Genomic DNA, 23,132 nt, shown 5'->3' with positions numbered 1-23,132 from the left:
GTGTGGGAGGTGTGGGAGGTGTGGGAGGTGTGGGAGGTGTGGGAGGAAAGGGAAGCATAAATTCTCTTTTTCCCCATCTCCCCACACTCCCCTCTCTCCCCACACTCCCCACACTCCCCCATCTCCCATGCCCCATCTGCTATGCCCTATGCGCAATCTTTGAGCATTTGGCAAAGTCTTTGTCGCCAATGGGGGGGATGGGTTCCTAGAAGTGCCGAAATTTTGCCACAAGCAAGGACGGAATAGGGAGGGCGACGGGCGGGTGTGGGATATTCGGGGGTTGTAATGGGGATGATATTTTCAACTTTGAGAGGAAACCCTAGCTGTTGGGCTTCTTCAAAAATGGCAATGGCAAAGTCATACCAGCTAGCAACACCGCTATTTGTGTAGTGGTATGTGCCTGCGATATCTAAGCTCAAATTGGGAATGATTTCGGCTATGACTGTGGCTATATCTTTTGCCCAAGTCGGGCTACCAATTTGATCGGCGACGATACGCAGTTCTGGGCGTTGGCCACCGAGTCTTAACATGGTTTTGACAAAGTTACTTTTACCAAAGTTTCCATACACCCAAGCTGTGCGGAGGATGAGGTGATGGGTGCAATTTTCTCGAATTGCTTGTTCTCCTGCGAGTTTGGTTTTTCCATAGACACTCAAGGGGTTAGTCGCATCAGTTTCCTGATATGGGCGACAGCCATTGCCATCAAAAACGTAATCGGTGGAAATATGAATTAGAAAAGCTCCTAATTTTTGGCTTTCTTCGGCAAGAATTAAAGGTGCAGTCGCGTTAATAGCGTAAGCTTGTTCAGATTCGCTTTCGGCTTTGTCTACGGCGGTATAAGCAGCGGCGTTAATAATGATTTGCGGTTGGTTGGATCTGATAACGTTACGGAGGGTATCAGGCTCGGTAAGGTCTACTATTGGGCGTGCCACTGAGATAACATTGCCGTAGTGGGATGGTAGAATTTGTTGCAATTCTTGACCGACTTGACCGTTACTACCAATTAGCAGAATTGATTTACTCATCCCAATCGCTTAATCAAAGATATCAGCAGTTCTTAAAGATTTACCAGCTTGGTCTTTAGCTGATAAAATCGGTGGCGCATTTAAAGGCCAGTCTATAGCTAAATCTGGATCGTTCCAGACGATTGTGCGATCGCCTTGGGGTGCGTAGTAATCTGTAGTTTTATAGAGAACTTCGGCTGTTTCTGAAAGCACGAGAAAGCCGTGAGCAAAGCCTATTGGTATCCAAAGTAGGCGTTTGTTTTCAGCACTGAGTTCATAACCTACCCATTTACCAAATGTCGGCGAACTCTTTCTAATGTCTACGGCTACGTCAAAGATAGTGCCGGCAATTGCACGAACGAGTTTACCTTGGGGTTGTTGGATTTGGTAATGCAATCCACGCAGGACGTTTTGCTTAGAAAAAGAGTGGTTATCTTGGACAAAGTTCGCAGCAATACCAGTTTCTTGAGTAAATTTTTGTTGGTTATAGGCTTCAAAGAAGAAACCGCGATCGTCTGCAAATACTTTGGGTTCGAGTTGTATAACTTCAGGAATTTTGGTACGTGTAATGCTCATTAATATATTATGAGTAGTTTGCCACAGTGTTAATTTTGGAAGTAAATCACAGAATAAATACAGGTAGTAGCATAACATTTCAACCGTGCCAAAATTGAGTAAATTATGTAAGTTCAATTTGACAGTCGTCACCAATTAGAAATCGTAAAGCTTTTGGGCGACGGGGTGCAAGAGTCAATTGTGCGCGTTGTCCAATGACGCTATCGATAATACGCTGATGAATTCCGGCAATTTTCGCACCTTCTAAAATTACGCTGTGTTCTAAATCTGTATCAATGAGTGTGGCATTGTTAGCAATGCTACTATAAGGGCCAATGAAGCAGTTTTCTAAATGACAATTGTTGCCAATGATTACTGGGCCGCGAATTGTACAGTTAATAACTTGAGATTTTGCACCGATTTTCACTCGCCCAATAATCTGACTTTGGGCATCGACTTCGCCGAGATTTAATGGTGTCAAATAGGTGTCGAGAACTAAACGATTAGCTTCTAATAAGTCATCTTTTTTACCAGTATCTAACCACCAGCCTTGGAGTTTGTGTGCCACAACCTGTTTTTGCTGATCGATGAGGTATTGAATGGCATCAGTGATTTCAAGTTCGCCTCTAGGGGAAGGCTGGATATTGGCGATCGCATCAAAGATGATGTGAGAAAAGAAATAAACCCCTACCAATGCCAGATTTGAAGGAGGGACTTTCGGTTTTTCAATTAACTGCAATACCCTTCCTGTATCATCGACCTCAGCCACACCAAAGGCGGTAGGATTGGCAACAGGACGTAAGAGAATTAAAGCATCAGGCTGTTGTTGGCTAAATTGTTGCAGAAAGTACCTTAAGTCGCCTAATTGAATTAGGTTATCGCCCAAATACATAACAAAGGGAGAATCTCCTAAAAACGGACGGGCGATTTGGACTGCATGAGCAAGTCCAGCTGGCTGTTTTTGTAATATGTAGGTAATCTTGGCTCCAAAGTATTCTCCATCTCCCGTTTTTGCTTGAACCTCTGCGCCTGTTTCCGGGCTGATAATGATGCCAATATCAGTAATACCAGCAGCGATCATTTCTTCAATGCCATACCATAAAACAGGTTTGTTAGCGACTGGTACGAGTTGTTTTGCTCCGCTGTAGGTGAGGGGACGCAGACGTGTACCTTTACCACCAGAGAGAATTAATGCTTTCATAAGGGTTTGTTATTGGGCATTGGGCATTGGGCATGGGACATGGGGCATGGGGCATTTGTTATTCTCCGCGTCCCCGCGTCCCCCCATCCCCGCGTCCTCTGCTCAACGGTAATATTCTACACGTAGCGGGATAATACTTCGGCGGTTGCTTGTCCGGTTTTTTCCCAACTGAATTGTTGGCAGCGGATAATTCCTTGATTAGAAAGGCGCGATCGCAATGCTGAATCAGTGGCGATCGCTTCCATCGCCTCTGTAATTTCTCTAGTGTTGTAGGGGTCAATTAGAATCGCCGCGTCCCCAGCTACTTCGGGTAGGGAGGAGAGATTGGAAGTAATTACTGGAGTACCACAAGCCATTGCTTCCAAGACTGGTAAACCAAAACCTTCCCATAGACTAGGGAAGACAAGGGCGATCGCTTGATTGATGATTTTTGGTAATTCGCTGTAAGGAACGTAATCCAAGAATTTTACTCGATGGGTGATGCCAAGTTGGGCAACTTGGGCTTTTAAGGTTGGGGTGTAGCGGCGATCGCTTGGCCCTGCTAGCCACAGTTCGTAGTTGCTGTTATTGGGTAGTGCAGCAAAGGCCGCAATAAGTCCGTGTAAGTTTTTATAAGTATTTTGCCGCCCAATGTAGAGAAAATAGTTACGAGTGGGGAGATTGAGAAAACGGAAGTGAGTGCGATCGTGAGCAAGGGGAATTGGAGTGATTTTGCTGGCTGGAATCTGATAAAAATCGGTGATGTCCTTAGCTGTAGCTTGGGAATTACAGACAATATGTTGTGCTTGGTTGATGACTTGAGGAATGTAATAGCGGTGATAGTATGTCAGCGGTGAAAAGCTTTTAGGAAAACGCAACGGGATAAAATCGTGAACCATCACGACAAAACGGCAGTTTGTATAAATAGGCGCTTCTGGAAGCAAGGAAAATAAAATCTGGGATTTTAACTGTCTATAGATTTGTGGTAATTTAAATTGCGTCCAAACAAGGCGTTTCAAATGACCTTTAACCCCTTGTTCTGGGGTTAAGTTAGCGGGAGATGGGTAGCAGTTATAACCAAAAATATTTTGAGAAACTAAGAGTGTGGGATAAAGTTTTTGTAAGTGAGGCAATAAATTTAGAGCGTAGGTACTGATACCTGTAGGTTGATTTAGCAGGAATGAGAGATTAATTAATAATGCCATTTAAAAATAAATTATTTATGCTGCTGTTTTACGACATAACCCCATATCCCATAAAATTTTCCTAACCCAGCTTTGGGCTTTACTATAGTTAGTAAAATTGCTTTTAAAACCTGAAATATTAATCTGATATTAAAAATAACTTGATTTGTGTGTTTATCTATTGTTAATAGATAACCATAAGTACCATTTCTAAATTTTAGAAAAATATTTCTATTAGTAATAGACGAACCTTCATGCAGGACTAAAAAATTATTATTTATCGCAACTATATGCCCTCTATTAGAGTAACGTAAGCAAAAATCTACATCCTCATAATAAAGAAAGTAATCAGAATCAAAATAAGGACATTCAGTAAAATTTTTCAAATTCAGGATTAAACTACAACCAGAAATCCAATCACAATTAACATAGTCAGCATCTATATTTGTTACTTTTTTTTCATAAATTATTGCACCAGTTTTAGGAATAAAACTACCACCAGCAAACCAAACTTCGCCTTTTGGAGTACAGATTAATGTACCAAGAATTGAAATTTCTGGATACAGATCAAAAAAAGGCTGAATTTTTTCTAAAGTATTTTCTGTTAAATAAGCATCGGGATTAATTATCCAAACATAGGCTTGGGGGTCTTGAATGTAAATCCATTCTAAGCCTAAATTACAAGCACAACCAAAACCTAAATTAGCCCCTGCATCTAAAATTAATACGGATTCTGTTTGAAGATGATTAATAGAGCGATCGTCAGGTGAGTTATTGATAATAATTAGCTTGTAATCTACATCATTTGTTTTTTCTATAGAATCAACTAATTTTAGAATCAAATTACTAGAATAGTAATTAACCGTTAAAAAATAAATCACTGTATTTATATTAAACTTTCATATCAGTTAATTTCGCTAAAAAATAATTATATCATTTTAAATTTTGCAATAGTTACACAATAAGTTTTTTAGCGGAGAATTTGTGAAATTATTACCCAAATTGGTATTAATACTCATCTTCTAAAAAATTAGATAAGTTCTTTATTAAACTCCTAGTCCCTTTACTACCAAACTTTACCAAGCTTTCCTTGAAAGCCGTGAAATATTCCCAGCAAACAAGCCCATATTTTTAGACTTTTTTCTTCAGGGTCATACAGCAAAATTATAACTATACTGCGGAGTAAATATTTTATGCGCCTAGCACAACTAGTTAACCGATACAAGCCTTGGGCGTAGCGAGTTTCTAAATAAGTGTGATTTCGATTAATGTAGTAATAACGGAGACCAGAGTATTTGTGAACAATGATTTCTTTCTGAAAAAATTTTACTTTAACTGGATTACCAAAATTATGATACATACTAGCTTTAGTAATTATCAGATTACGGAATCCTTGTTGTCGGAATCTCAGCCCATAGTCGAGGTCAATTCCATCTATAAACAATTCCGACCGAGGAAAACCAACAATTTTAGCGGCAGTAATGGAAATTAGAGAACCAGAAGTTATAGGTGAATCGCAGTCATAAAAATCAACATTATGATTGTGTATGTAGCCTATAAAATGATCTTTTACAAAAGTTGCTCCTTGTATAACTTTCTCAGTTTTTTGATCTATGGGAGTCGGAGCAATAATTCCAATTTTATTGTCATCCTCTAGAGATAACTTATTGTAATAATTTAACAAAATTTCTAAACAATTTTTAGTTGGTAAACTGTCCTGGTCAAAAGTCCATAAAAAATCGTAACCTTCTTTTATAGCCCATTCCAGCGCCAGTACTAAGCCTTGACCAATGCCAACATTTTCTGGATAATGATGTATCAAAACCGATGGATTATTATCGCGTTTTAATAATTCTTGTTCGGAATTATCTACTACAAAAATCTTATCTATTGGTATAGATTGAGATTTAATAGCTTGTAGACAATTCCTGGCAGCTTGTTTATCTTTATAGACGGTTATGTAAGCTGCCACTTTTGCTGTCATTGATTTAGATTTTATGTAAAAACCCTATTTATTTGGCGTTCTAATGCTCTTATCTCCAAGCTGATGTATCGAGATACTTTTAAAACAGCCTTTCTTAATAACGAAGATTTCTAGATGTTTGAGCATTATACATTTCTTCTAATATTTGCCGCAGATTGTACTTATATTCCCATGTTGGATAGTGAGAACGAAACTTTCTAACATCTGAAATGTACCAAATATGGTCACCAGAACGATTGTCTTCTGTATAAGTATATTGCAGCTTTTTACCTACAATATCTTCGCAAATTGAGATTGCTTCTAACATAGAGCAATTACTATGTCGAGAACCCCCGATATTATAAACTTCGCCACATCTGGGATTTTGATAAAAGTGATAAAAAGCATTCACCAAATCGTAACTGTGTATATTATCTCTAACTTGTTTACCTTGATAGCCAAATATGGTGTAACTGTCACCAGTAATCGTACATTTCATTAAATAAGCTAGAAAACCATGCAACTGAGCGCCAGAATGGTTAGGGCCAGTTAAACAACCACCTCTAAAGCTCACAGTCCTCATGCCGAAGTATCTACCATATTCTTGAACTAGTACATCTGCGGCAACTTTAGAAGCACCAAATAAAGAATGTTTGGAGTTGTCAATTGTCATTGACTCATCAATACCTTCTTTATATTGATGATTTGGTTCAATTTCCCAGCGGGTTTCTAACTCTTGCAAAGGTAGATAGTTAGGAGTATCACCATATACTTTGTTGGTTGAAGTAAATATAAAAATTGCATCAGGGCAACATTGTCTAGTTGCTTCTAGTAATACTAAAGTACCGTTAGCATTAACTGTAAAATCTGTATGAGGGTCTTTTGCTGCCCAGTCATGAGATGGTTGTGCTGCTGTATGAATAATCAGACAAATATCAGAGGAATATTCTTGAAATAGGTTTTCTATTGCAGAGCGATCGCGGATATCAATATCATAATGACGATAGCTATCACCGTATTTATCTTCTAGAATGCGACGATTCCACTCTGTTGATGCAGATTCACCAAAAAATACAGCCCGCATATTATTATCGATACCCACAACATTAAAACCTTGCTGGGCAAAAAAATGAACTGATTCGGAACCAATTAGACCAGATGAACCAGTAATTAAAACAGTAGGCATAATATTTTTAATTCCCTCACACTACAATCATCAGTTTAGGATAAAACGGGCTTGAGAATTGTTTCATACTCAAGAATCCACTGATAAATATCTCTAAGAGTTTGTTCGGGATTTATCATTGGCTTCCATCCAGTCTTAGAAATTATTTTGGAAGAATCTGTAATATAAATAGGAATGTCACCTTGTCTAGCTGTTTCTTCTGATGCAATTGCAATAGATTTACCAGTAATTGCCTCACATAATTTAGTAGTCTCTAATAGCGATAGACTATTATCAACACCTCCACCAACATTTAAAACATCTCCATCTAGTTCGGAAAAATGTTCTAACTGGTAATCAATTAGGCATAACAAATCTTCAATATGCAATAAATCTCTAACTTGTTTACCTGTACCGCCATAGCCTATGTAACTTAGAGATTTTTCAAAATAGTGTGCCGCTAACCACAAAACAAAAACACCTTGGTCAACTTTACCCATTTGCCAAGGGCCTGTAATTACACCACAACGATTGACTATTGCCTGAATATTATAAGCTTGTCGATACTCTTCGATGAGCATTTCCGAGGCAAGTTTAGTAGTACCATATAGAGAACGGTAGCTTTGAAGTGGGAATTCCTCTGCAATACCTAAATCAGATACTCCCGGTATTGTTTGTTCAGCAGCAATGTTAAAACGGGTTGGCAGTTCTACTAAATTAATTGATTTTAGTGTTTCAATCGGATAAACACGGCTAGTTGATAGAAACAGCAAACGAGCTTGAATTTGTCTAGTTAATTCCAGAACATTGATAGTTCCTACTAAATTTGTTTGCAGGACATATTGTGGAGAATTAAATCCTGCAAGTACAGAAGGTTCAGCAGAACAATCAATAATAGTATCGACATCAAAGATTTCAGGATCTAAATCGCTAGAGGAACGAATGTCACCATGAATAAACTCAATTCCTAAATTTTTGAATCTAGGAAGATTTAATTCTGAACCACGCCTCCGGAGATTATCAAAACATATAATTTTGCACTGAGAATGATGCTTTTTTAGATTAATTGCTAAGGAACTGCCAACAAAACCAGCCCCTCCTAAAATCAGAATCTTCTCAGCCATTAGATTTAAACCTTTGATTTGCTAGCAGTTTATTTTTGCTTAAATGATAATCTCCACGCGATAAATGTTTTTCTAGCCAGATGAAGAGGACTATAAACAAATATCGACTGCCCATTTCTTTTAGTTTTAACTTAGAAACTCCTGTGGTTCTATTTCTCCAAGTAATGGGAATTGTTGTATAACAATAGCCTCTTACTATGGCTTTGAGTGGCATTTCTACCGTTAAATTGAAATGATGAGATACTAACGGAGATATACCTTCAATAACTTCTTTCCGATAAATTTTAAACGCATTGGTGGTGTCGTTAAATTTCAAGCCAAATAAAATTTTAATAAATAAGTTAGCTAACCGATTAACAATTAATTTATGGCTGGGATAGTCAATGACTCTACCTCCTTTAATGAAGCGAGAACCAAAAACACAATCGTATCCCTCTTGCAGTTTATGGTAATAAGCTACGATGTCTTCTGGAGCATCTGAACTATCTGCCATAACTACTGCTACAGCATCTCCTGTAAAATTTTCTAAGCCACAGCGAACTGCAAAACCAAAGCCGTTGGGATAATAATTATTGATGTAACGCAGCTTACTATTTTCCGAATTGAGCTGCTGTAATAATTGTTCTGTGTTATCTTTGCTGTTATCGTTAACAACTAAAATTTCGTAATCTATTTTTTCTTGTTCCAAAACTTGGCTAATAGTGCCAACAGTTTGAACTATGCAGTCTTCTTCGTTGTAAGCTGGAATTACTATTGATAAAGTCTTGATAGATTTTGAATTCTCTATCGTTCTTGATTCATCCCCGATGGAGTTAGGATTTACTAATAGAGCTGGAGCCAATGCTTCTGGATAATATGTAAGCTGTCTTTTTTGTTTTGGGGTTTTAAATACGAAGCGATCGCTAATTAAATAATTAATCGATGCACTCACAAGTGCGCCTATTATAGTATTGATCGCATAGTTAACTCTCAACCAATCTAAAATTGGAAAAATCAAGAAAACACGAGTAATAACGGCAGCACCCGCAGAAATATGGTAAAGAGGAAGTTGTCGTAAGAACACTTCTCTCAGATCCCAAATACCACCAGTCCAAACCCATGCCCGATATATAAAAAAACTAAATATTAAAGAAAGTTCAATTGATATTGCATTGGCTAGATTACGCAAAAAAGGTGTATTAAATCCTAGCTTTTCAATTATTAAATAAATCAGTACTAAGTTTAGTGCAGCGGCTAAACCGCCGCCTAGTAAAAACTTCAGTATTTTGGTCTGTAATAATTTTTTAAGCATAATACAGCTTTATAAAAATCAAGAATAATAATTATCATTTAATGAAATAATTTAAACTCCTGGCTAATGCTTAATTAATTTAATAGACCAAGGTGCTGGATTCGTTGGAATTATTATTTCCTGTCCAGCTGGTAATTCCACAAACTTATCCGCATAGCTAGCAAATTTAAAATCAGTAAAAGGAGGATGTTGCCAGTCAGTTACTATGCCAATTGACAAAGTGGCTAGTATCGTTAGAGCGAAAACCTTCCCGATGTAATTCTTTTGGGTGTATGCCTTGTAACAAAGCCATATAGTTCCTAATGAAAATGCTAATACTGAGTTAAACCAGTAACGCGCACCAACACCCACAGGCTCAAATACAGTTATGTTGGGAAACATCAAAGCTATTGCTGTAAAAGGGATAAGAGCAGCAAACAGAATAAAAGCTCTTAGCTCAAGAGGGGATTTAAGCAACAAATAAAGTAAAGCAATAATTCCTGCAATTAGTATTATTATATTTAAAATATTATACAGAAAATCTGGTAATACATTGATAAAATAATTAGTAATCTTAGTGCCGAAAATTGAAATTGAGAAAACTTGATTTGTTAAAATTTGTAATATTCTTTTTACATCATCAAAAGATAAAAAAATCGAACCTGCTTTACTGAGTCTTGCTTGACCAATTTGATTACTATTAAGCACAATAAATTGGGTGAAAGCTGTACATATTAATACCACAAATTTAAAATAAAATAGATCGGTCATTTTTTTATTTTTAATTTTTTTGGAAAAAATTAAAAATACAATTATTGGCATTATCAGAATTGAGAAAGGCCCAGTTAACCCTCCTATTAAAATGATTATAAGGTCGAACAAATTAACTAAAACTTGAGAGGATTGAGCAATCATAGCCATAAATATTAAAAGTGCTATGCGCCATTGTGTATTAGTAATGTTTGCGTTAACCTCATAACATCCAGGTAAAGCTAGATAGAGAAAAGATATACAAATTCCATAATTTATATTGGGTATTAATTTTGAAAACCTAGAGGAAATCAAAAAGGTTACTGGCAAGATTTGAATTATAATAGCAATCAAATTAAAAATAAGTGGTGCTAATTTGAAAGGAAACAGCATACTAAACGCCGCAGTTAATCTGGGCAAAGCATGTAGATATCCTGCGTAAGGTAAGAATAACGAATTTAGACTTCCATCATTGTATGCTTGGGCATAAAATACAGTTCCATCTTCTGCCCAAAATTGCGGATTTAAAATGGCATCAGGTCGCCTAGAGATAATTACTAGAAAAGCGAGCACAAACATTATTATATGAACATACAGTAATCTGCGTCCGCTTGGATGATGGGAAGAAATAGCGCGGTTAGTTTCCATGAATCATTTACTCACTCCGTTACTTTGCAATATGATTACCCCATAATTGCGGAAACTACTTTGTTAACACAAAATAAAATTCTATATCCTCTGTTGGATTGGACAGAGTAGGTTGCGACCATACAGATGACCAAGGATTAATATTTTTGCATACATAATCTATTATTAAAGCAAAGCTATCATAAGTAAAGGTATGAAAGTGAATATCAGCTTTTTCATGGAAATTTTTATTTACTGTTTCATCTAGTTTCTCTGCTTCTATGGGAAAAGCCAATTGAAAAAATTCTACGTAATGTTCTTTATCTCGCTCTGGTGAAGGATTTTGATAATCTAAAATCAAGTGTTCTAGTGTTGTTAACTCGCGCTGTTTATCAAAGGTTCTGTCTTTATCTGGTACTACTAAAACTAAAGAACCTCCCACACAGAGTTTATTGTAAGTATTTTCCAGAGCTAATAAAACATTTTGAGTGTGTTCAATGACATGGCAAGCAACTATAAAATCAAGACTATTATCTCCAATTCCTTCAAGCTTTTCTAAATCTGTAATCCAAGTTGGTTCAACTAAAGTATTAGGATTTTGACCAAGATATAGTTTATCTTTGATTACTGCTGGAGAACATATATCCGCATATTCAACGCTACAATGTAAAGGTATAGGAAAAGGAGATGCAGCAGCTCCAACTTCTATGCCTTTTCCACGAAGCCTAGATGCTGCTATTTCCCGCATCTGCATACTACTACAATTTCTTGGCGGATTCTGCCAATCTGCAAATGACCAAAAATGTGGTGCTGGACGACCAGCAAGTAACTTTAGCAACGTTTCATCGCTGACTCTTTGAATATCATCAGGCCAAGTATAGCCATTATCATTCATCCAATCTAAATCTTGCACGTAGTGGCGATATCCATTTCTTACATAAAAGACCATTGAGCCGAAAATACCGCCATTAGATTGCATTAAAACGCCATTAGATTTTGTTTCGGAATTGATAAGAAAATTATAAATTTTTTTGATTTCAACATCCCAATCTGCATGGTTATTAATTATTTCTTGGGCAGCATTAATTCTAATATGTTCTAAATCTTCATATCGCTCAATTGCTTCTGAGATTGTTTCAGCTATACATGTAGCACTAGGATAGGATAAAAGACAGTTGTACCTATCTTTCAATAACCATTTTGTACTGTTATTGATATTAGAAACGACTAGTACACCACATGCCATCATCTCAAAAGGCAAGTAAGATGGATGCTTAGTCATCATCATAGATAACCCAATATGACAGGAACGATATAAATCTCCTGTTGCTTCATAACTGAGCAAACCAAGATTTTCTACCACTCCTTGTAAGCCATAGTCTTCAGGCTTCCAATTTGCACCAGCAGATAGTATTTCAATATTAGAGCCGTAACGGTTTTTGAGTTGACGCATAGCTGTAATTGCTAACTCAAAAGCGTTTCGAGGATGTCCGGGACGGCCATAAAAAAAGATCCGTTTTGGGTTATCTTTTCTCGAACTATTATCTGCATAGAAAACTTTAGGATCTACGCAAGGAGTAAAGTGAATGCACTTTACTCCATATTCGCTTTCATATATATTTTTTAAACTGATAGTATTGGCAATTCCATAAAATCCAAAACGGTATGTTGCCTCAGCTTGAGCATACGTAGAACCCGCTGGATAAAATAAAGGTTCAAAATCCTGAATAAAATAAAACTTCAATCCCGTATTTTGAACCTTTAGCAAGACATAAGCAGTTGTCCAAAGTGTTGCTATAGAAAAATCGGCAGGCTGTATATTATTGATTGCTTCTGCTGTGTTCAGGACTATAACTTCACATGTTTTTAAGGCTGGAAATGCTTTAATAATGTGTCCAAAAATAATATCGGCTCTTGCTTCACCACAAATCAAAAATCTTTGATGCATTCCTCCTTTTTGCAGTAAATAATCGGCTGTACGTAGTATTGTCATGACTCCACCATAAAAAGCGTTTTCAAACGATGGTAGATACCAATTGACAATATGAGGCCCAGATGGAATCACTCTTTCTGGATGTTGCTGAGCTTGATAAATGTCATGAGTGGAAAAATCCATGACTGCGGCTAATGCAGTCGCATCTCTAGTATATTTATCTAAGGACATTAACCTTTTTTTAATTAAGTTTTTAATAAATACTGGAACTTTCATGAACGTTCTCCATTTTTGGCTCTTAATTTCAACGGAACTACAGATGCAAATGCAGGATGAAAATAAGGATCGTTTGCTAAGGAATTCTCAAATTTCGGCAGGTTATATTCTGGTAAATTTTCTAAAAATGCTCTGGCGTGAGGATTCACCAAACCACGTTTATTAGCGGCTCGACTTGCTTGGCAAAGCTTGATTATTGAGTGCTTTACAGAAGGAGAATCTGTAGGTAATCCTTCTAAACTTAAGTAATGTTGGTAATTAAAAGCTATTGCCCAAGGAGAACTAGCGCTACAGTTTCGATACCATAATGCTCCACCAAATGTTTCCCAAGTATATAAATTACTCCCATAGAATAACGGGTAACCATTATCACATTTATCAACAATTAATCCGGCTTCAACAACTATATTTTTATTTGTCAAAATTAGTGCTGACGCAAATCCGATATCTGGATGATTCAGAACCCAACCACTTAATTCTTCTATCCATCCCTCTTGAAATCTGATGATTTGACCGGATACAAACAAAACTACATCAGGAGCATCCTGTTTCGCCGCCTCTGCTAAAGTCGCTAACTTAGAATTCCCTTCACTAATCAGTAGCCAATCAATAGGTAAATTAATTTGTTCTGTGAGTGTTTTTATTTCATTTGCCTGTGAATAATAATTAGACTCTGGTAAAACGACTTTGGCTTTATGGAAGTTGGGGTCAGCAAATACGGAAATAGCACTGATGCAAGTCGATAAATTGTCCCAAGGCACTTCACCGTCAATCACAATTGAGACTTTTGCGACTGGAGTTTTCCACTCTATTTGAAAACCACATTCTGGATGTGGTGAGATTGTTGCTGGAAGTTGGGTTCGACTCAGATGATCTTTAAGAGATTTTAGCTGTGCTTGAAGTGCATAGGGTTTAGAATCTATTCCTAAAGAAGTTGAGCCTTGTATAATACGCCAGTGGTAAAGTACAGAATCAATTCGTGCAATACGTGATGTTTGCTCTGCAATACGTAAAAATAAATCCCAATCTTGCGCTCCGTCGGTTTCTGGACGAAATCCCCCTATATAATTTACAATTTCTCGACGAGCGATACACAAATGAGTCAAATAGTTAGCTGAATATAAAATTTCTGGACTCCATTCTGGCTTAAGTAATAGCCGAGATCTAATCTGACTATTTGCAGTAATACAGTCTTTATCTGAATAAATGAAATCTAAATCTGGCTGATTGTTTAGTTTATTTACTACTTCATAAAATGCCCAACGTGCTAACAAATCATCATGATCTAATAAAACTATAAATTCTCCAGTAGCCATTTCTAAACAAACATTGGAGTTGCCAGAAATTCCGTGATTTTCTGGTAAGATAACAAGCTTAATTCTTGTATCTCGCGAACTTAAATCCTTTAAGTATTCAGTTGTCTCCAAATTATGAATATCTGCAAATGCAATACACAACTCCCATTTAGTATAAGTTTGTTGAAATACACTATTAATGGTTTCCTTTAAAATAGTTATAGGTAATTTATAAACTGGAAGTATTACACTCAGAACAGGTTGATAATTTAAAGCCAAAGCTTGATTTTTTTGTTCATTGAGTTCTTTATCAGTTGGCTCGTAGTCTTTTATCCATTGTGTATATTCTGAAGAATCAGCTAAAATATGTAAAACTTCAGCTACTAGGGTATCTGTAAAATTCATCCTAGTATTGAAGCCCATCATTTTATATGTTAAAAAATTTAATGCACGTTTCTTAAAACTCTCATAGCCTTCTTGGCGGATTACAGTAATACTTTTAGTAGCCAGTCCTACTAAAGGTAAATTTACATTATTAGTATTTGTTACTTTTTCTCTTAAATCTAAATATATTTTTCGTAACTTCCAAAACTTGCTAGTTTCCATCCAACAGACCAAATTTTGCCAACTTTTTAATTCTGCCTGAGTTGTTTGGAGTTGATGTTGAGAGTTTTCTAATTCTGCTTGAGTTGTTTGGAGTTGATGTTGAGAGTTTTCTAATTCTGCTTGAGTTGTTTGGAGTTGATGTTGAGAGTTTTCTAATTCTGCCTGAGTCGCTTGGAGTTGATGTTGAGAGTTTTCTAATTCTGCCTGAGTTGTTTGGAGTTGATGTTGAGAGTTTTCTAATTCTGCTTGAGTTGTTTGGAGTTGATGTTGAGAGTTTTCTAATTCTGCTTGAGTCGCTTGGAGTTGATGTTGAGAGTTTTCTAATTCTGCTTGAGTCGCTTGGAGTTGATGTTGAGAGTTTTCTAATTCTGCCTGAGTTAAATGAACTTTATGTTCTAAATTTACTATTTGTGAATTAATAATATTTTGATTTTTTATCTCGCTTTTTAACTCCTCAACATACAATTCACTCAATTCGAGAAGCTTGCTAATTTCTGTAATTTTATCTTCCCCGATTCTTCGTAATAAAACCCCATGAGGTACTAAATCGAATATATCAAAATTATAATCAGGAATAAAACCATGATTTAGAAATATTTTCAGCCAATTAATCCGAGGTAAAACTGTTAAATGTGTTGGCTCGGCAAAATCTTCAGAAGTTGATGAGAAAAATATGACTTTGCCATACTCACAAATATTTTTGATTGCTTCTAATGCCTCATGTCGTGGCATGTGTTCTACCACTTCAATACACGTTATTAAATCATAAGTATATTGAGTTTTTTGAAAAGCACTAGAATCAGCAGCAGAAGCAACAAAAACAGAGGATTTTAGATCTTGCCTGACACAAGATATTGCGTATTCAGAATAATCAAAACCCTGTACGGTAATACCCCTATTGTGAAATGCTTCCACTAAAAAACCTTTGGCACAACCAACATCTAAAACTGAACTAGGGGAAACATAATTTGCTAGTTTATCTGCAACTGCATTAAAAAAGCGCAGCCAATGTCCATCGTTAGCTGTCCTATCATAAGGAATGCCAGGAACCATCTGTAGATAATAATTTTCATCGTAAAATTTCTGATATTCAAATTCAAGCATCTTTGATTATTCCTGTATAGTTAAATTATGTAAATAATTTTTGACTGCTTCTTCAGCATTACCGATAAAGTTGACTCTTCCTTTATCTAACCAAACTAAACGATTGCAATATTTTACAAGAAAATGCAAATCGTGTGAAACTACTAATACTGTTGAATTGCCATCCCAAAAATTATCAATTCTTTGCTTACATTTGTTTTTAAATTTTTCGTCTCCTACTGATAAGACTTCATCTAATATTAAGATATCGGGCTGTACATCGGTAGCGATCGCAAACCCTAATCGCGCTACCATACCTGAAGATAATCCTTTAAGCGGTACTAACGCGTAATTTTCTAACTCTGCAAACTCTAAGATTGACTGCGTTCTTTCGTGCATTTCTTTCCGAGAATATCCCAGTAAGACGCCGTATAGCAGAATATTATCTATGACGGAAATATCTGAATCAAATCCGGCGCCAAGCTCTATCAATGGCGCAATGCGGCCTCTTACTCTGACTACACCACTTGTCGGCCGCAAAATTCCACAAATCACTTTGAGCAGCGTTGACTTTCCCGAACCATTAGCCCCAATAATTCCTAATTTTTCACCGGAATTTACTACTAAATTAATTTCGTCTAGCACCAACTTTTGCACGGGTTGGCGATATTTACCCTCGAAAAATGATAAGATTGTTCTCTTAAGGTCGTAAGAAAACTCTTCTTGTGTACGTCGCAATAGCGAAACATTATCTAGGCGAATTACTTCCATTTACAGCAAATCCATAAATTGATGTCGCCACAAGTGAAAACAAGTCCACCCCAAGGCTAAAATAATTACCCCACTGAGTAGAGAACCCCAAATTAAACCTAAATTTGGTGCAGAACCTGATAATGTAATCTGACGCAGACTTTCAATAATTGGTGATAGCGGATTTAGACGTAAAAACTGTCTTACCTGCGGTGGAACAATAGCTGCTGGATAAAATATAGGACTACTGAGCCAAATTACAAATACAACTAATTCGTAAAAATAGGGCAAATCTCTAAAAAATACGTATAAAGCACTAACTAAAAAACCTATTCCCGTACAAACTAAAATTAAGGAGAGAAACGGAAATATTAGCGCCAATACATTGATGAAATTTTTGGAATAAATCAATGTCATTAATGCCAGTAAGGGAAATGTCCCTACTGAAAATTGAAATACGTTTGCACCAATCATTGATACAGGAAAAACGCTGACTGGCAAACTAATTTTATTCAAGAGTGAGCCATTACCAACTACGCTACTCAATGCCTGGGAAGTAGAAGCTGAGAAGAAATTTATCACTACTAGCCCCGTAAAAGCTGCCAATACGTAGTTCAGTATTGAGTTGCCATAATAGGAAGCAAAAGTTGCGCCGAAAATCGCTGTATATAGCCCAGTCATAATCAAGGGGTTGAAGAGTGACCAATAAACCCCTAGAAACGAACCTCGGTAACGCACTTTGAGATTTCGCGCTACCAAAACATGGAGCAATTCCCAGTAACGCAGCACTTGTAGCCAAGTTGAATTGTCTTTAAGCGAAATTGTCATCCTTAACAACTACCACACACCACACGCAATGTATTTGCAAATTCTATACTTTAACTATTAGAGCGTACTTTGACGCACTACCCTAACATAAAAATTTTGCTTTAAAAAGCATCGTTACAATTACCATTTTTATGGACTTAACTGCATCTTCCCCTTGGAAGAAGAGTTAGTTTAGCAATTAGTTCCTAGAACTCTCTGCCACAAACCAGGCTTTTTTATCATAAAAATCTTGAAAAGTCAAATATAATCCTTTTTACGATGTCTAGATTGAATGATTTAGGCGCTACTATAAATTAGCTAACTCAAAGTATCTGGATCGATTAAGGATCGGAAATACTCTGCCAATCGTTCGGCCCGTTGGCGTTGATTTTCCCCCTCATGTTGGCTGAATTTATGAAAGCTGAGTCACGGATTCAGCTAAACTGAGACTGGTTTATCTGAAATTGTAATCAGGCATGGAAATCGGACAAAAGGTTAAAGTTTATCGTTTGCGCGATCGCGTTTCTGCTCCCATTGCGAAAAAATTAGGACAAGTGGGTGTTATCCAAGGGTACAAAGTCACCGATGGTCAAGGAATCGGTGTAGTAGTGCTGTTTGAGGATAATTCTTCTACTTGGTTTTTTGAAGATGAAATCAAGCCTGTGTAGGGAAAAGAACTCAGAAACGGATTTTTCTGTTGAATTCTGAAGTTGACAGCCCAGGTTGAGAATCTTTGTTGAATGCTAAGTTGGAGTTGAAGATCGGCGGTGAAAAGAGGAATCAAATAATGGCTCTAATATTGACATTTTTGGGCAAAGGCGGCATCGCTCGTACCAAAATTGCGATCGCCGCCGCCAAATTATTGGCAAGCCAAGGCAAGCGCGTACTTTTAGCAGGACTAGCAGAACCAGCACTGCCAATCCTGCTGGGTACTCCTGTTGGTTCCGAACCTCAGGAAATCGCACCCAATTTACAAGCAGTACAATTTCAAGCATCTGTACTACTAGAGAGCAACTGGGAAGAAGCAAAGAAACTTGAGGCGCAATACCTCCGCACACCCATATTCAAAGACGTTTTTGGTCAAGAATTGATAGCATTGCCGGGAATGGACAGCGCCCTTGCCCTGAATGCGATCCGAGAATATGATGCCAGTGGCAAATATGATGCGATCGTTTACGATGGCACAGGTGACTCTTCCACCCTGCGGATGCTGGGATTGCCAGAATCTCTAAGTTGGTATGTCCGGCGATTTAGGCAATTGTTTGTCAACTCTGATTTAGGCAAAACAATTGCTGAATCGCCCTTAATTCAACCGTTGATTAGCACCTTTTTCAATGTAAATTGGACAGCAGACAACTTTGCTCAGCCCACTAACCAAGTTAATAATTTCTTAGACCAAGGAAGAGCTGCTCTTAGCGATCCCAAGCGTATTGCAGCTTTTTTAGTGACCACACAAGACCCAATTGAGGTAGCAAATGCCCGTTATTTGTGGGGTAGCGCTCAGCAAATTGGTCTAACTGTAGGTGGTGTTCTGCTTGTATCTTCCGAGACAAACATCCAACTGTCAGAGGAATTTACACCTTTACCTGTGAGCGTTATTCCTGAATCCCCAACAAGTGACTGGCAAACACTCATAGAGGCCCTACCTAACTTTGAAGCCCAAGCAGCACAGGCTCCCAAACCAATTGAAATTGACATCCACAATCGTCAGGTACGCTTATTCCTACCAGGATTTGACAAAAAACAAGTCAAACTCACCCAGTATGGCCCGGAAGTCACCGTGGAAGCAGGAGACCAGCGGCGGAATATTTCTCTGCCCCCGGCTCTGAGTGGTAGACCTGTTGCTGGAGCAAAGTTTCAAAATAATTATTTGATAATTTCGTTTTAGGGAATGGGGCATGGAGCATGGGGCATGGGGAGATGAGGGGGATGAGGAAGCGAAAGAAGAATTCCTAACTCCTAACTCAGCACCCCCTGTTTGGCCAATGCCCCATGCCCCATCCCCAATCCCCAATTAATAAGTAAAAATTATGTCAGAATTAACTCCCATTACCCCAGATTCCAAATCGGCTGAGGCATTAGACTCAGTGGTAAATAATCCCACTGACCAAGCAATAGTATCTGAAGATCGCACTGCCAAAGCTCGGCAATTGCTAGGGATGAAAGGTGCATCACCAGGTGAGACTTCAATTTGGAAAATCCGTTTGCAACTGATGAAGCCTATCACCTGGATTCCCTTAATTTGGGGTGTAGTTTGTGGTGCGGCTTCTTCTGGTAACTATACCTGGACGCTAGAAAATGTTTTGAAGGTAGCAGCCTGTATGTTCCTGGCCGGGCCATTGATGACAGGTTATACCCAAATCCTCAATGATTACTACGATCGCGAAATCGATGCCATCAATGAACCCTATCGCCCCATTCCTTCTGGAGCAATTTCCCTAACCCAGGTAATTACGCAGATTTGGGTATTATTAATTGGTGGTATTGGTTTGGCATTTTTGCTCGATGTCTGGGCTGGTCATGAATTCCCCACAATCGGTGCGATCGCCATTATTGGTTCTTTCATCGCCTATATTTATTCTGCCCCTCCCCTGAAACTCAAACAAAACGGCTGGCTAGGTAGCTACGCCTTGGGTGCAAGCTATATTACTCTGCCTTGGTCTACAGGACACGCTTTGTTTGGCGAACTCAATTCTACAATTGTGATTTTGACAATGTTCTACAGCTTAGCTGGATTGGGAATTGCCATTGTCAACGACTTCAAGAGTGTAGAAGGCGATCGGCAATTAGGGTTAAATTCACTACCCGTCATGTTTGGTATCACCACCGCCGCCTGGATTTGCGTACTGACAATTGATGTATTTCAAGGATTCATTGCAGCTTATCTCGTCTACATTCATGAGAATTTGTATGCAGGAATACTTCTACTGTTAATCATCCCGCAAATCATCTTGCAGAATATCTATTTTTTACGCGATCCTGTAGCTAATGACGTTAAGTACCAAGCCAGTGCCCAACCCTTCCTAGTTCTGGGAATGCTCGTTGTTGGTTTAGCACTCGGCCATGCTGGCATTTAACAAAACAGTTAGGAGTCAAGAGTTAGGAGTTAGGAGTTAGGAGTTATTATTCTCCCTCATTTTCCTCATCTTCCCACCTCCCCATTCCCTAAGCACTTAACCAATAAACTTATACTTCTATAGTGAGAAGTTAAGAACTAGGAGTTAGGAGGTAATATACTTCTAACTCCTAATTTCTATCAGGAAATGCCGTGCTAGAACTGATCTACTTCCTCATTCGTGGAATTCAACCTTTGTTAGTCCCAATTTGCTTTGTAGTTGCTTGGGCTGTAATTATTTTGGCTATTTTGAATATTTGGGCAGCAGCGCGAGATAGTGTAGCTACAGCCAAACAAATGCATCAAATCCCCTGTACTGGTTGCCAATATTTTACTGATAATTACCGTCTTAAATGCACTGTCCGCCCATCCATTGCCAACACAGAAGAAGCAATTGATTGTTCTGACTATCAACCGAAGACTAATCCTTACCTGTATTAGGGCACGGGGATGAGGGAGATGAGGGGAATGAGGAGACGCGGGGACGCAGGGAATAACCAATGCCCAATGCCCAACCCAATGCCCAATGCCCAATGCCCAATGCCCAATGCCCAATGCCCCATACCTAATGACTAATTTCTAACAAAACCTTTAAAACTCCACGACTTTGAGCTTGTTCAAAAGCCGCAAGCCCTTCAATTAGGGGGTAGCTGGCATGAATTAGGGGTTGTACATCCACTTGTTTTGTGGCTAGCAACTGGAGTGCTGGGGGAAAGGGGCCGCAACGAGAGCCGATGAGGGTGATTTCATCCACAACTAAAGAAGAAGCATCGAGGCTGAGGTTGCCAGCATAGGTACTTTTAAGGACTAATGTACCACGTGGACGTAGGGCACGACGGGCGATCGCAAATCCTTCTGGATTGCCAGTACATTCTACTGAAATATCAAAATATCCATCTTTGACAGCATTAGCAAGACTTGTTTTAATCCCTCGTACCTCCAGGTTGGCAAGTTTGTCTGCATGACGCCCTACAACCAAGAGTTCACAGCCACTTAAAGCTAGTGTTTGGGCTACCAACTGCCCTAGTTTGCCGTCTCCAACCACTAGTACACGATTGTCTGGATGTAATGGCACTTGCTGTTGAATTTCCAGAGCTGCTGCTAAAGGTTCAGTAAATGTTGCTACTTCTGTTGGCACATTATCAGGTACTAAATGTAGGTTCTCTACTGGCAAACACAGATAATCAGCAAAGGCTCCGTGGCGGTTGACAATACCTAAAACAGTTCGGTTTTCGCAGTGAGTCGGTTGTCCGCTGCGACAAAAACGGCAATGGCCACAGACAGCGTTGATTTCTCCAACTACACGTTGGTTAACTAGGTGTTCTGGCCCTTGTTCGACAACGCCGACAAATTCATGACCTAGAATACCTGTATAAGGGTAGTAGCCTCTAAGTAATTCCAGGTCAGTATTACAAATACCCGCACGCAAGACGCGCACCAGAGCTTCTCCCGATGCCGGTTCAGGAATGGGGATATCCGTCCGTAGTTCCAATTGGTTGTTTTCGAGCCAGAGTCCTTTCATTACTATTTCAGGGGTAATAAAAAAAGTAAGCTGTTGCACCTCTAGTGCAGTAAATCTTTTTGTGTTGACTGTTGACGATTGACTGTTAACCGTCAGCATTCAATAACATCAGTAACTATGTAATTTTCAAGCGTAATAGCTTAGTAAGCGCCGGACTAATCGGTATATAGTATAACAATTTCTTCGGGATGAAACGTCAGGCAACACCAATAATAAAAATAAGCGCTTGAAGTTGGCGACTGATAACTGTTGACTGCGAACAGTAGGATATTTTTTATTTGGAAGTTTTTAGTGAACTAGAGATAATCCTAGTAAGTAGATAGACATAATTAAATGTAAAATACAAAAGTTTAAAACCCCTATAAAAACTGGTTTTCCCTTCTGCCTTCTGTTTCCTGCCTCCTGCCTTCTACTTATCAACTCACTTCAATTTTATTTAACCAAGTAACCAAATCGTTTGAATCAAGCGCTATCTCGCTTCCTAAAGTTTTTATATAAAGAAGCCCGTCACTAATAATTAAATCTCTAATTGGATACCATGAATCTCGTGTCCTAATCAAAAGTTCCAAGGGAATACCTGGCCTTGAGGTATACTTGCGATACTTCCACCAAGCTCGCCATAGCAGTACAGATTTAGTACACTGCATGTGATAGCCTTTGGGAATTTCACAGTATTCATATTGATAGAAACCTCGACTATCAATTTCTCCTTTAAGGATATAACTATATTCTGCTAATCCTTGATTTATCAATTCCCAATGGGATGAGTTTGGAGAAATTGAGAATTGACATACTGTGTTAGATATTTGCGCGATCCCCGGATTTCTCACGAGGGAGAAAAAAACACCTGGATTAGCCAGATTTAGGATAAATTAATTGACACATTGTTGAATTCACCGCCGATTAAAAATATTTACCAGTAA

The 23,132-nt window shown here is 38.2% G+C and carries 21 protein-coding genes and 1 pseudogene; 5 read left to right on the top strand and 17 right to left on the bottom strand.

All coding sequences use genetic code 11. The features are described from left to right. Nucleotides 1-146 precede the first annotated feature (146 nt). The 14 genes from rfbD to H6H03_RS36275 form a co-directional block, all read right to left on the bottom strand. A complete protein-coding gene (gene rfbD, locus H6H03_RS36340; protein ID WP_190959862.1) occupies nt 147-1,025 on the bottom strand; it encodes a dTDP-4-dehydrorhamnose reductase in 879 nt (292 codons plus the stop codon). 9 nt (nt 1,026-1,034) lie between these two features. After that, nucleotides 1,035-1,580, bottom strand: a complete 546-nt coding sequence (gene rfbC, locus H6H03_RS36335) for a dTDP-4-dehydrorhamnose 3,5-epimerase (protein WP_190959861.1) — start codon at nt 1,578-1,580, stop codon at nt 1,035-1,037. Nucleotides 1,581-1,683: 103 nt separating this feature from the next. Continuing rightward, the gene (locus H6H03_RS36330; protein ID WP_190959860.1) at nt 1,684-2,760 is read right to left on the bottom strand and encodes a glucose-1-phosphate thymidylyltransferase; all 1,077 of its coding nucleotides are present in this window, start codon (nt 2,758-2,760) and stop codon (nt 1,684-1,686) included. Between the two features lie 116 nt (nt 2,761-2,876). Beyond that, a complete protein-coding gene (locus tag H6H03_RS36325; protein WP_190959859.1) occupies nt 2,877-3,944 on the bottom strand; it encodes a glycosyltransferase family 4 protein in 1,068 nt (355 codons plus the stop codon). A gap of 11 nt (nt 3,945-3,955) precedes the next feature. Further along, nucleotides 3,956-4,804 carry a glycosyltransferase gene (locus H6H03_RS36320; protein ID WP_190959858.1) on the bottom strand — a complete coding sequence of 283 codons (849 nt, stop codon included), beginning with the start codon at nt 4,802-4,804 and terminating at the stop codon, nt 3,956-3,958. A gap of 185 nt (nt 4,805-4,989) precedes the next feature. Continuing rightward, complete coding sequence (locus H6H03_RS36315) at nt 4,990-5,907, bottom strand: glycosyltransferase family 2 protein (RefSeq protein ID WP_190959857.1); 918 nt, start codon at nt 5,905-5,907, stop codon at nt 4,990-4,992. Nucleotides 5,908-6,001: 94 nt separating this feature from the next. Continuing rightward, a complete protein-coding gene (locus H6H03_RS36310; RefSeq protein ID WP_190959856.1) occupies nt 6,002-7,072 on the bottom strand; it encodes an NAD-dependent epimerase/dehydratase family protein in 1,071 nt (356 codons plus the stop codon). 35 nt (nt 7,073-7,107) lie between these two features. Next, entirely contained in the window at nt 7,108-8,175 is a 1,068-nt protein-coding gene (locus H6H03_RS36305) for an NAD-dependent epimerase/dehydratase family protein (protein ID WP_190959855.1), read from the bottom strand. Beyond that, nucleotides 8,168-9,466 carry a glycosyltransferase gene (locus H6H03_RS36300; protein ID WP_190959854.1) on the bottom strand — a complete coding sequence of 433 codons (1,299 nt, stop codon included), beginning with the start codon at nt 9,464-9,466 and terminating at the stop codon, nt 8,168-8,170. The genes H6H03_RS36305 and H6H03_RS36300 overlap by 8 nt, the downstream gene beginning before the upstream one ends. A 63-nt stretch (nt 9,467-9,529) precedes the next feature. Next, nucleotides 9,530-10,843, bottom strand: coding sequence for a hypothetical protein (locus H6H03_RS36295; protein WP_190959853.1), 1,314 nt, complete (start codon nt 10,841-10,843; stop codon nt 9,530-9,532). A gap of 55 nt (nt 10,844-10,898) precedes the next feature. Then, a complete protein-coding gene (locus H6H03_RS36290) occupies nt 10,899-13,031 on the bottom strand; it encodes a rhamnosyltransferase WsaF family glycosyltransferase (protein ID WP_190959852.1) in 2,133 nt (710 codons plus the stop codon). Then, nucleotides 13,028-16,036 carry a glycosyltransferase gene (locus H6H03_RS36285; protein WP_190959851.1) on the bottom strand — a complete coding sequence of 1,003 codons (3,009 nt, stop codon included), beginning with the start codon at nt 16,034-16,036 and terminating at the stop codon, nt 13,028-13,030. Before H6H03_RS36285 ends, H6H03_RS36290 begins: the two co-directional genes overlap by 4 nt. 6 nt (nt 16,037-16,042) lie before the next feature. Continuing rightward, nucleotides 16,043-16,786, bottom strand: coding sequence for an ABC transporter ATP-binding protein (locus H6H03_RS36280; RefSeq protein ID WP_190959850.1), 744 nt, complete (start codon nt 16,784-16,786; stop codon nt 16,043-16,045). Continuing rightward, nucleotides 16,787-17,593: an ABC transporter permease gene (locus H6H03_RS36275; protein WP_190959849.1), complete on the bottom strand. Its 807-nt coding sequence runs from the start codon at nt 17,591-17,593 to the stop codon at nt 16,787-16,789. 455 nt (nt 17,594-18,048) lie between these two features. Here H6H03_RS36275 and petP point away from each other — a divergent pair, with 455 nt between their 5' ends. The 5 genes from petP to H6H03_RS36250 all read left to right on the top strand — a co-directional run bounded on the left by petP (nt 18,049) and on the right by H6H03_RS36250 (nt 21,128). Continuing rightward, entirely contained in the window at nt 18,049-18,240 is a 192-nt protein-coding gene (petP, locus tag H6H03_RS36270; RefSeq protein ID WP_190959848.1) for a cytochrome b6f subunit PetP, read from the top strand. A 119-nt stretch (nt 18,241-18,359) separates the two neighbouring features. Continuing rightward, nucleotides 18,360-19,460, top strand: coding sequence for a Get3/ArsA fold putative tail anchor-mediating ATPase NosAFP (locus H6H03_RS36265; protein WP_190959847.1), 1,101 nt, complete (start codon nt 18,360-18,362; stop codon nt 19,458-19,460). Nucleotides 19,461-19,470: 10 nt separating this feature from the next. Then, nucleotides 19,471-19,590 (top strand): histidine kinase, encoded by a 120-nt coding sequence (locus H6H03_RS36260; protein WP_190959846.1) that lies wholly within the window; start codon nt 19,471-19,473, stop codon nt 19,588-19,590. A gap of 12 nt (nt 19,591-19,602) precedes the next feature. After that, nucleotides 19,603-20,649 carry a chlorophyll synthase ChlG gene (gene chlG, locus H6H03_RS36255; RefSeq protein WP_190959845.1) on the top strand — a complete coding sequence of 349 codons (1,047 nt, stop codon included), beginning with the start codon at nt 19,603-19,605 and terminating at the stop codon, nt 20,647-20,649. Between the two features lie 191 nt (nt 20,650-20,840). After that, complete coding sequence (locus tag H6H03_RS36250) at nt 20,841-21,128, top strand: hypothetical protein (RefSeq protein WP_190959844.1); 288 nt, start codon at nt 20,841-20,843, stop codon at nt 21,126-21,128. On the opposite strand, the gene H6H03_RS41655 is transcribed toward H6H03_RS36250, so the two are convergent. The 3 genes and pseudogenes from H6H03_RS41655 to H6H03_RS40900 form a co-directional block, all read right to left on the bottom strand. After that, the gene (locus H6H03_RS41655; RefSeq protein WP_277927409.1) at nt 21,125-21,250 is read right to left on the bottom strand and encodes a hypothetical protein; all 126 of its coding nucleotides are present in this window, start codon (nt 21,248-21,250) and stop codon (nt 21,125-21,127) included. The two genes, H6H03_RS36250 and H6H03_RS41655, sit on opposite strands and share 4 nt — an antisense overlap. Nucleotides 21,251-21,252: 2 nt before the next feature. Next, entirely contained in the window at nt 21,253-22,209 is a 957-nt protein-coding gene (locus tag H6H03_RS36245) for an MDR/zinc-dependent alcohol dehydrogenase-like family protein (protein WP_190959843.1), read from the bottom strand. 416 nt (nt 22,210-22,625) lie between these two features. Next, nucleotides 22,626-22,988 (bottom strand): annotated as a pseudogene (locus tag H6H03_RS40900) (hypothetical protein); the annotation flags it as partial. Between the last annotated feature and the right edge of the window lie 144 nt (nt 22,989-23,132).

The organism is Nostoc paludosum FACHB-159 (genome assembly GCF_014698835.1).
GTDB classification, from domain to species: domain Bacteria; phylum Cyanobacteriota; class Cyanobacteriia; order Cyanobacteriales; family Nostocaceae; genus Nostoc; species Nostoc paludosum.
Note: the sequence above shows the minus strand (reverse complement) of the source record. Positions and strands in the feature narration are given on the sequence as shown.

Excerpts from the sequence above, each read along its gene's own strand:
- rfbD (WP_190959862.1), bottom strand. The coding sequence starts at position 1,025 with ATGAGTAAATCAATTCTGCTAATTGGTAGTAACGGTCAAGTCGGTCAA.
- rfbC (WP_190959861.1), bottom strand. The coding sequence starts at position 1,580 with ATGAGCATTACACGTACCAAAATTCCTGAAGTTATACAACTCGAACCC.
- H6H03_RS36330 (WP_190959860.1), bottom strand. The coding sequence starts at position 2,760 with ATGAAAGCATTAATTCTCTCTGGTGGTAAAGGTACACGTCTGCGTCCC.
- H6H03_RS36325 (WP_190959859.1), bottom strand. The coding sequence starts at position 3,944 with ATGGCATTATTAATTAATCTCTCATTCCTGCTAAATCAACCTACAGGT.
- H6H03_RS36315 (WP_190959857.1), bottom strand. The coding sequence starts at position 5,907 with ATGACAGCAAAAGTGGCAGCTTACATAACCGTCTATAAAGATAAACAA.
- H6H03_RS36310 (WP_190959856.1), bottom strand. The coding sequence starts at position 7,072 with ATGCCTACTGTTTTAATTACTGGTTCATCTGGTCTAATTGGTTCCGAA.
- H6H03_RS36305 (WP_190959855.1), bottom strand. The coding sequence starts at position 8,175 with ATGGCTGAGAAGATTCTGATTTTAGGAGGGGCTGGTTTTGTTGGCAGT.
- H6H03_RS36300 (WP_190959854.1), bottom strand. The coding sequence starts at position 9,466 with ATGCTTAAAAAATTATTACAGACCAAAATACTGAAGTTTTTACTAGGC.
- H6H03_RS36295 (WP_190959853.1), bottom strand. The coding sequence starts at position 10,843 with ATGGAAACTAACCGCGCTATTTCTTCCCATCATCCAAGCGGACGCAGA.
- H6H03_RS36290 (WP_190959852.1), bottom strand. The coding sequence starts at position 13,031 with ATGAAAGTTCCAGTATTTATTAAAAACTTAATTAAAAAAAGGTTAATG.
- H6H03_RS36285 (WP_190959851.1), bottom strand. The coding sequence starts at position 16,036 with ATGCTTGAATTTGAATATCAGAAATTTTACGATGAAAATTATTATCTA.
- H6H03_RS36280 (WP_190959850.1), bottom strand. The coding sequence starts at position 16,786 with ATGGAAGTAATTCGCCTAGATAATGTTTCGCTATTGCGACGTACACAA.
- H6H03_RS36275 (WP_190959849.1), bottom strand. The coding sequence starts at position 17,593 with ATGACAATTTCGCTTAAAGACAATTCAACTTGGCTACAAGTGCTGCGT.
- petP (WP_190959848.1), top strand. The coding sequence starts at position 18,049 with ATGGAAATCGGACAAAAGGTTAAAGTTTATCGTTTGCGCGATCGCGTT.
- H6H03_RS36265 (WP_190959847.1), top strand. The coding sequence starts at position 18,360 with ATGGCTCTAATATTGACATTTTTGGGCAAAGGCGGCATCGCTCGTACC.
- H6H03_RS36260 (WP_190959846.1), top strand. The coding sequence starts at position 19,471 with ATGGAGCATGGGGCATGGGGAGATGAGGGGGATGAGGAAGCGAAAGAA.
- chlG (WP_190959845.1), top strand. The coding sequence starts at position 19,603 with ATGTCAGAATTAACTCCCATTACCCCAGATTCCAAATCGGCTGAGGCA.
- H6H03_RS41655 (WP_277927409.1), bottom strand. The coding sequence starts at position 21,250 with ATGGGGCATTGGGCATTGGGCATTGGGCATTGGGCATTGGGCATTGGG.
- H6H03_RS36245 (WP_190959843.1), bottom strand. The coding sequence starts at position 22,209 with ATGAAAGGACTCTGGCTCGAAAACAACCAATTGGAACTACGGACGGAT.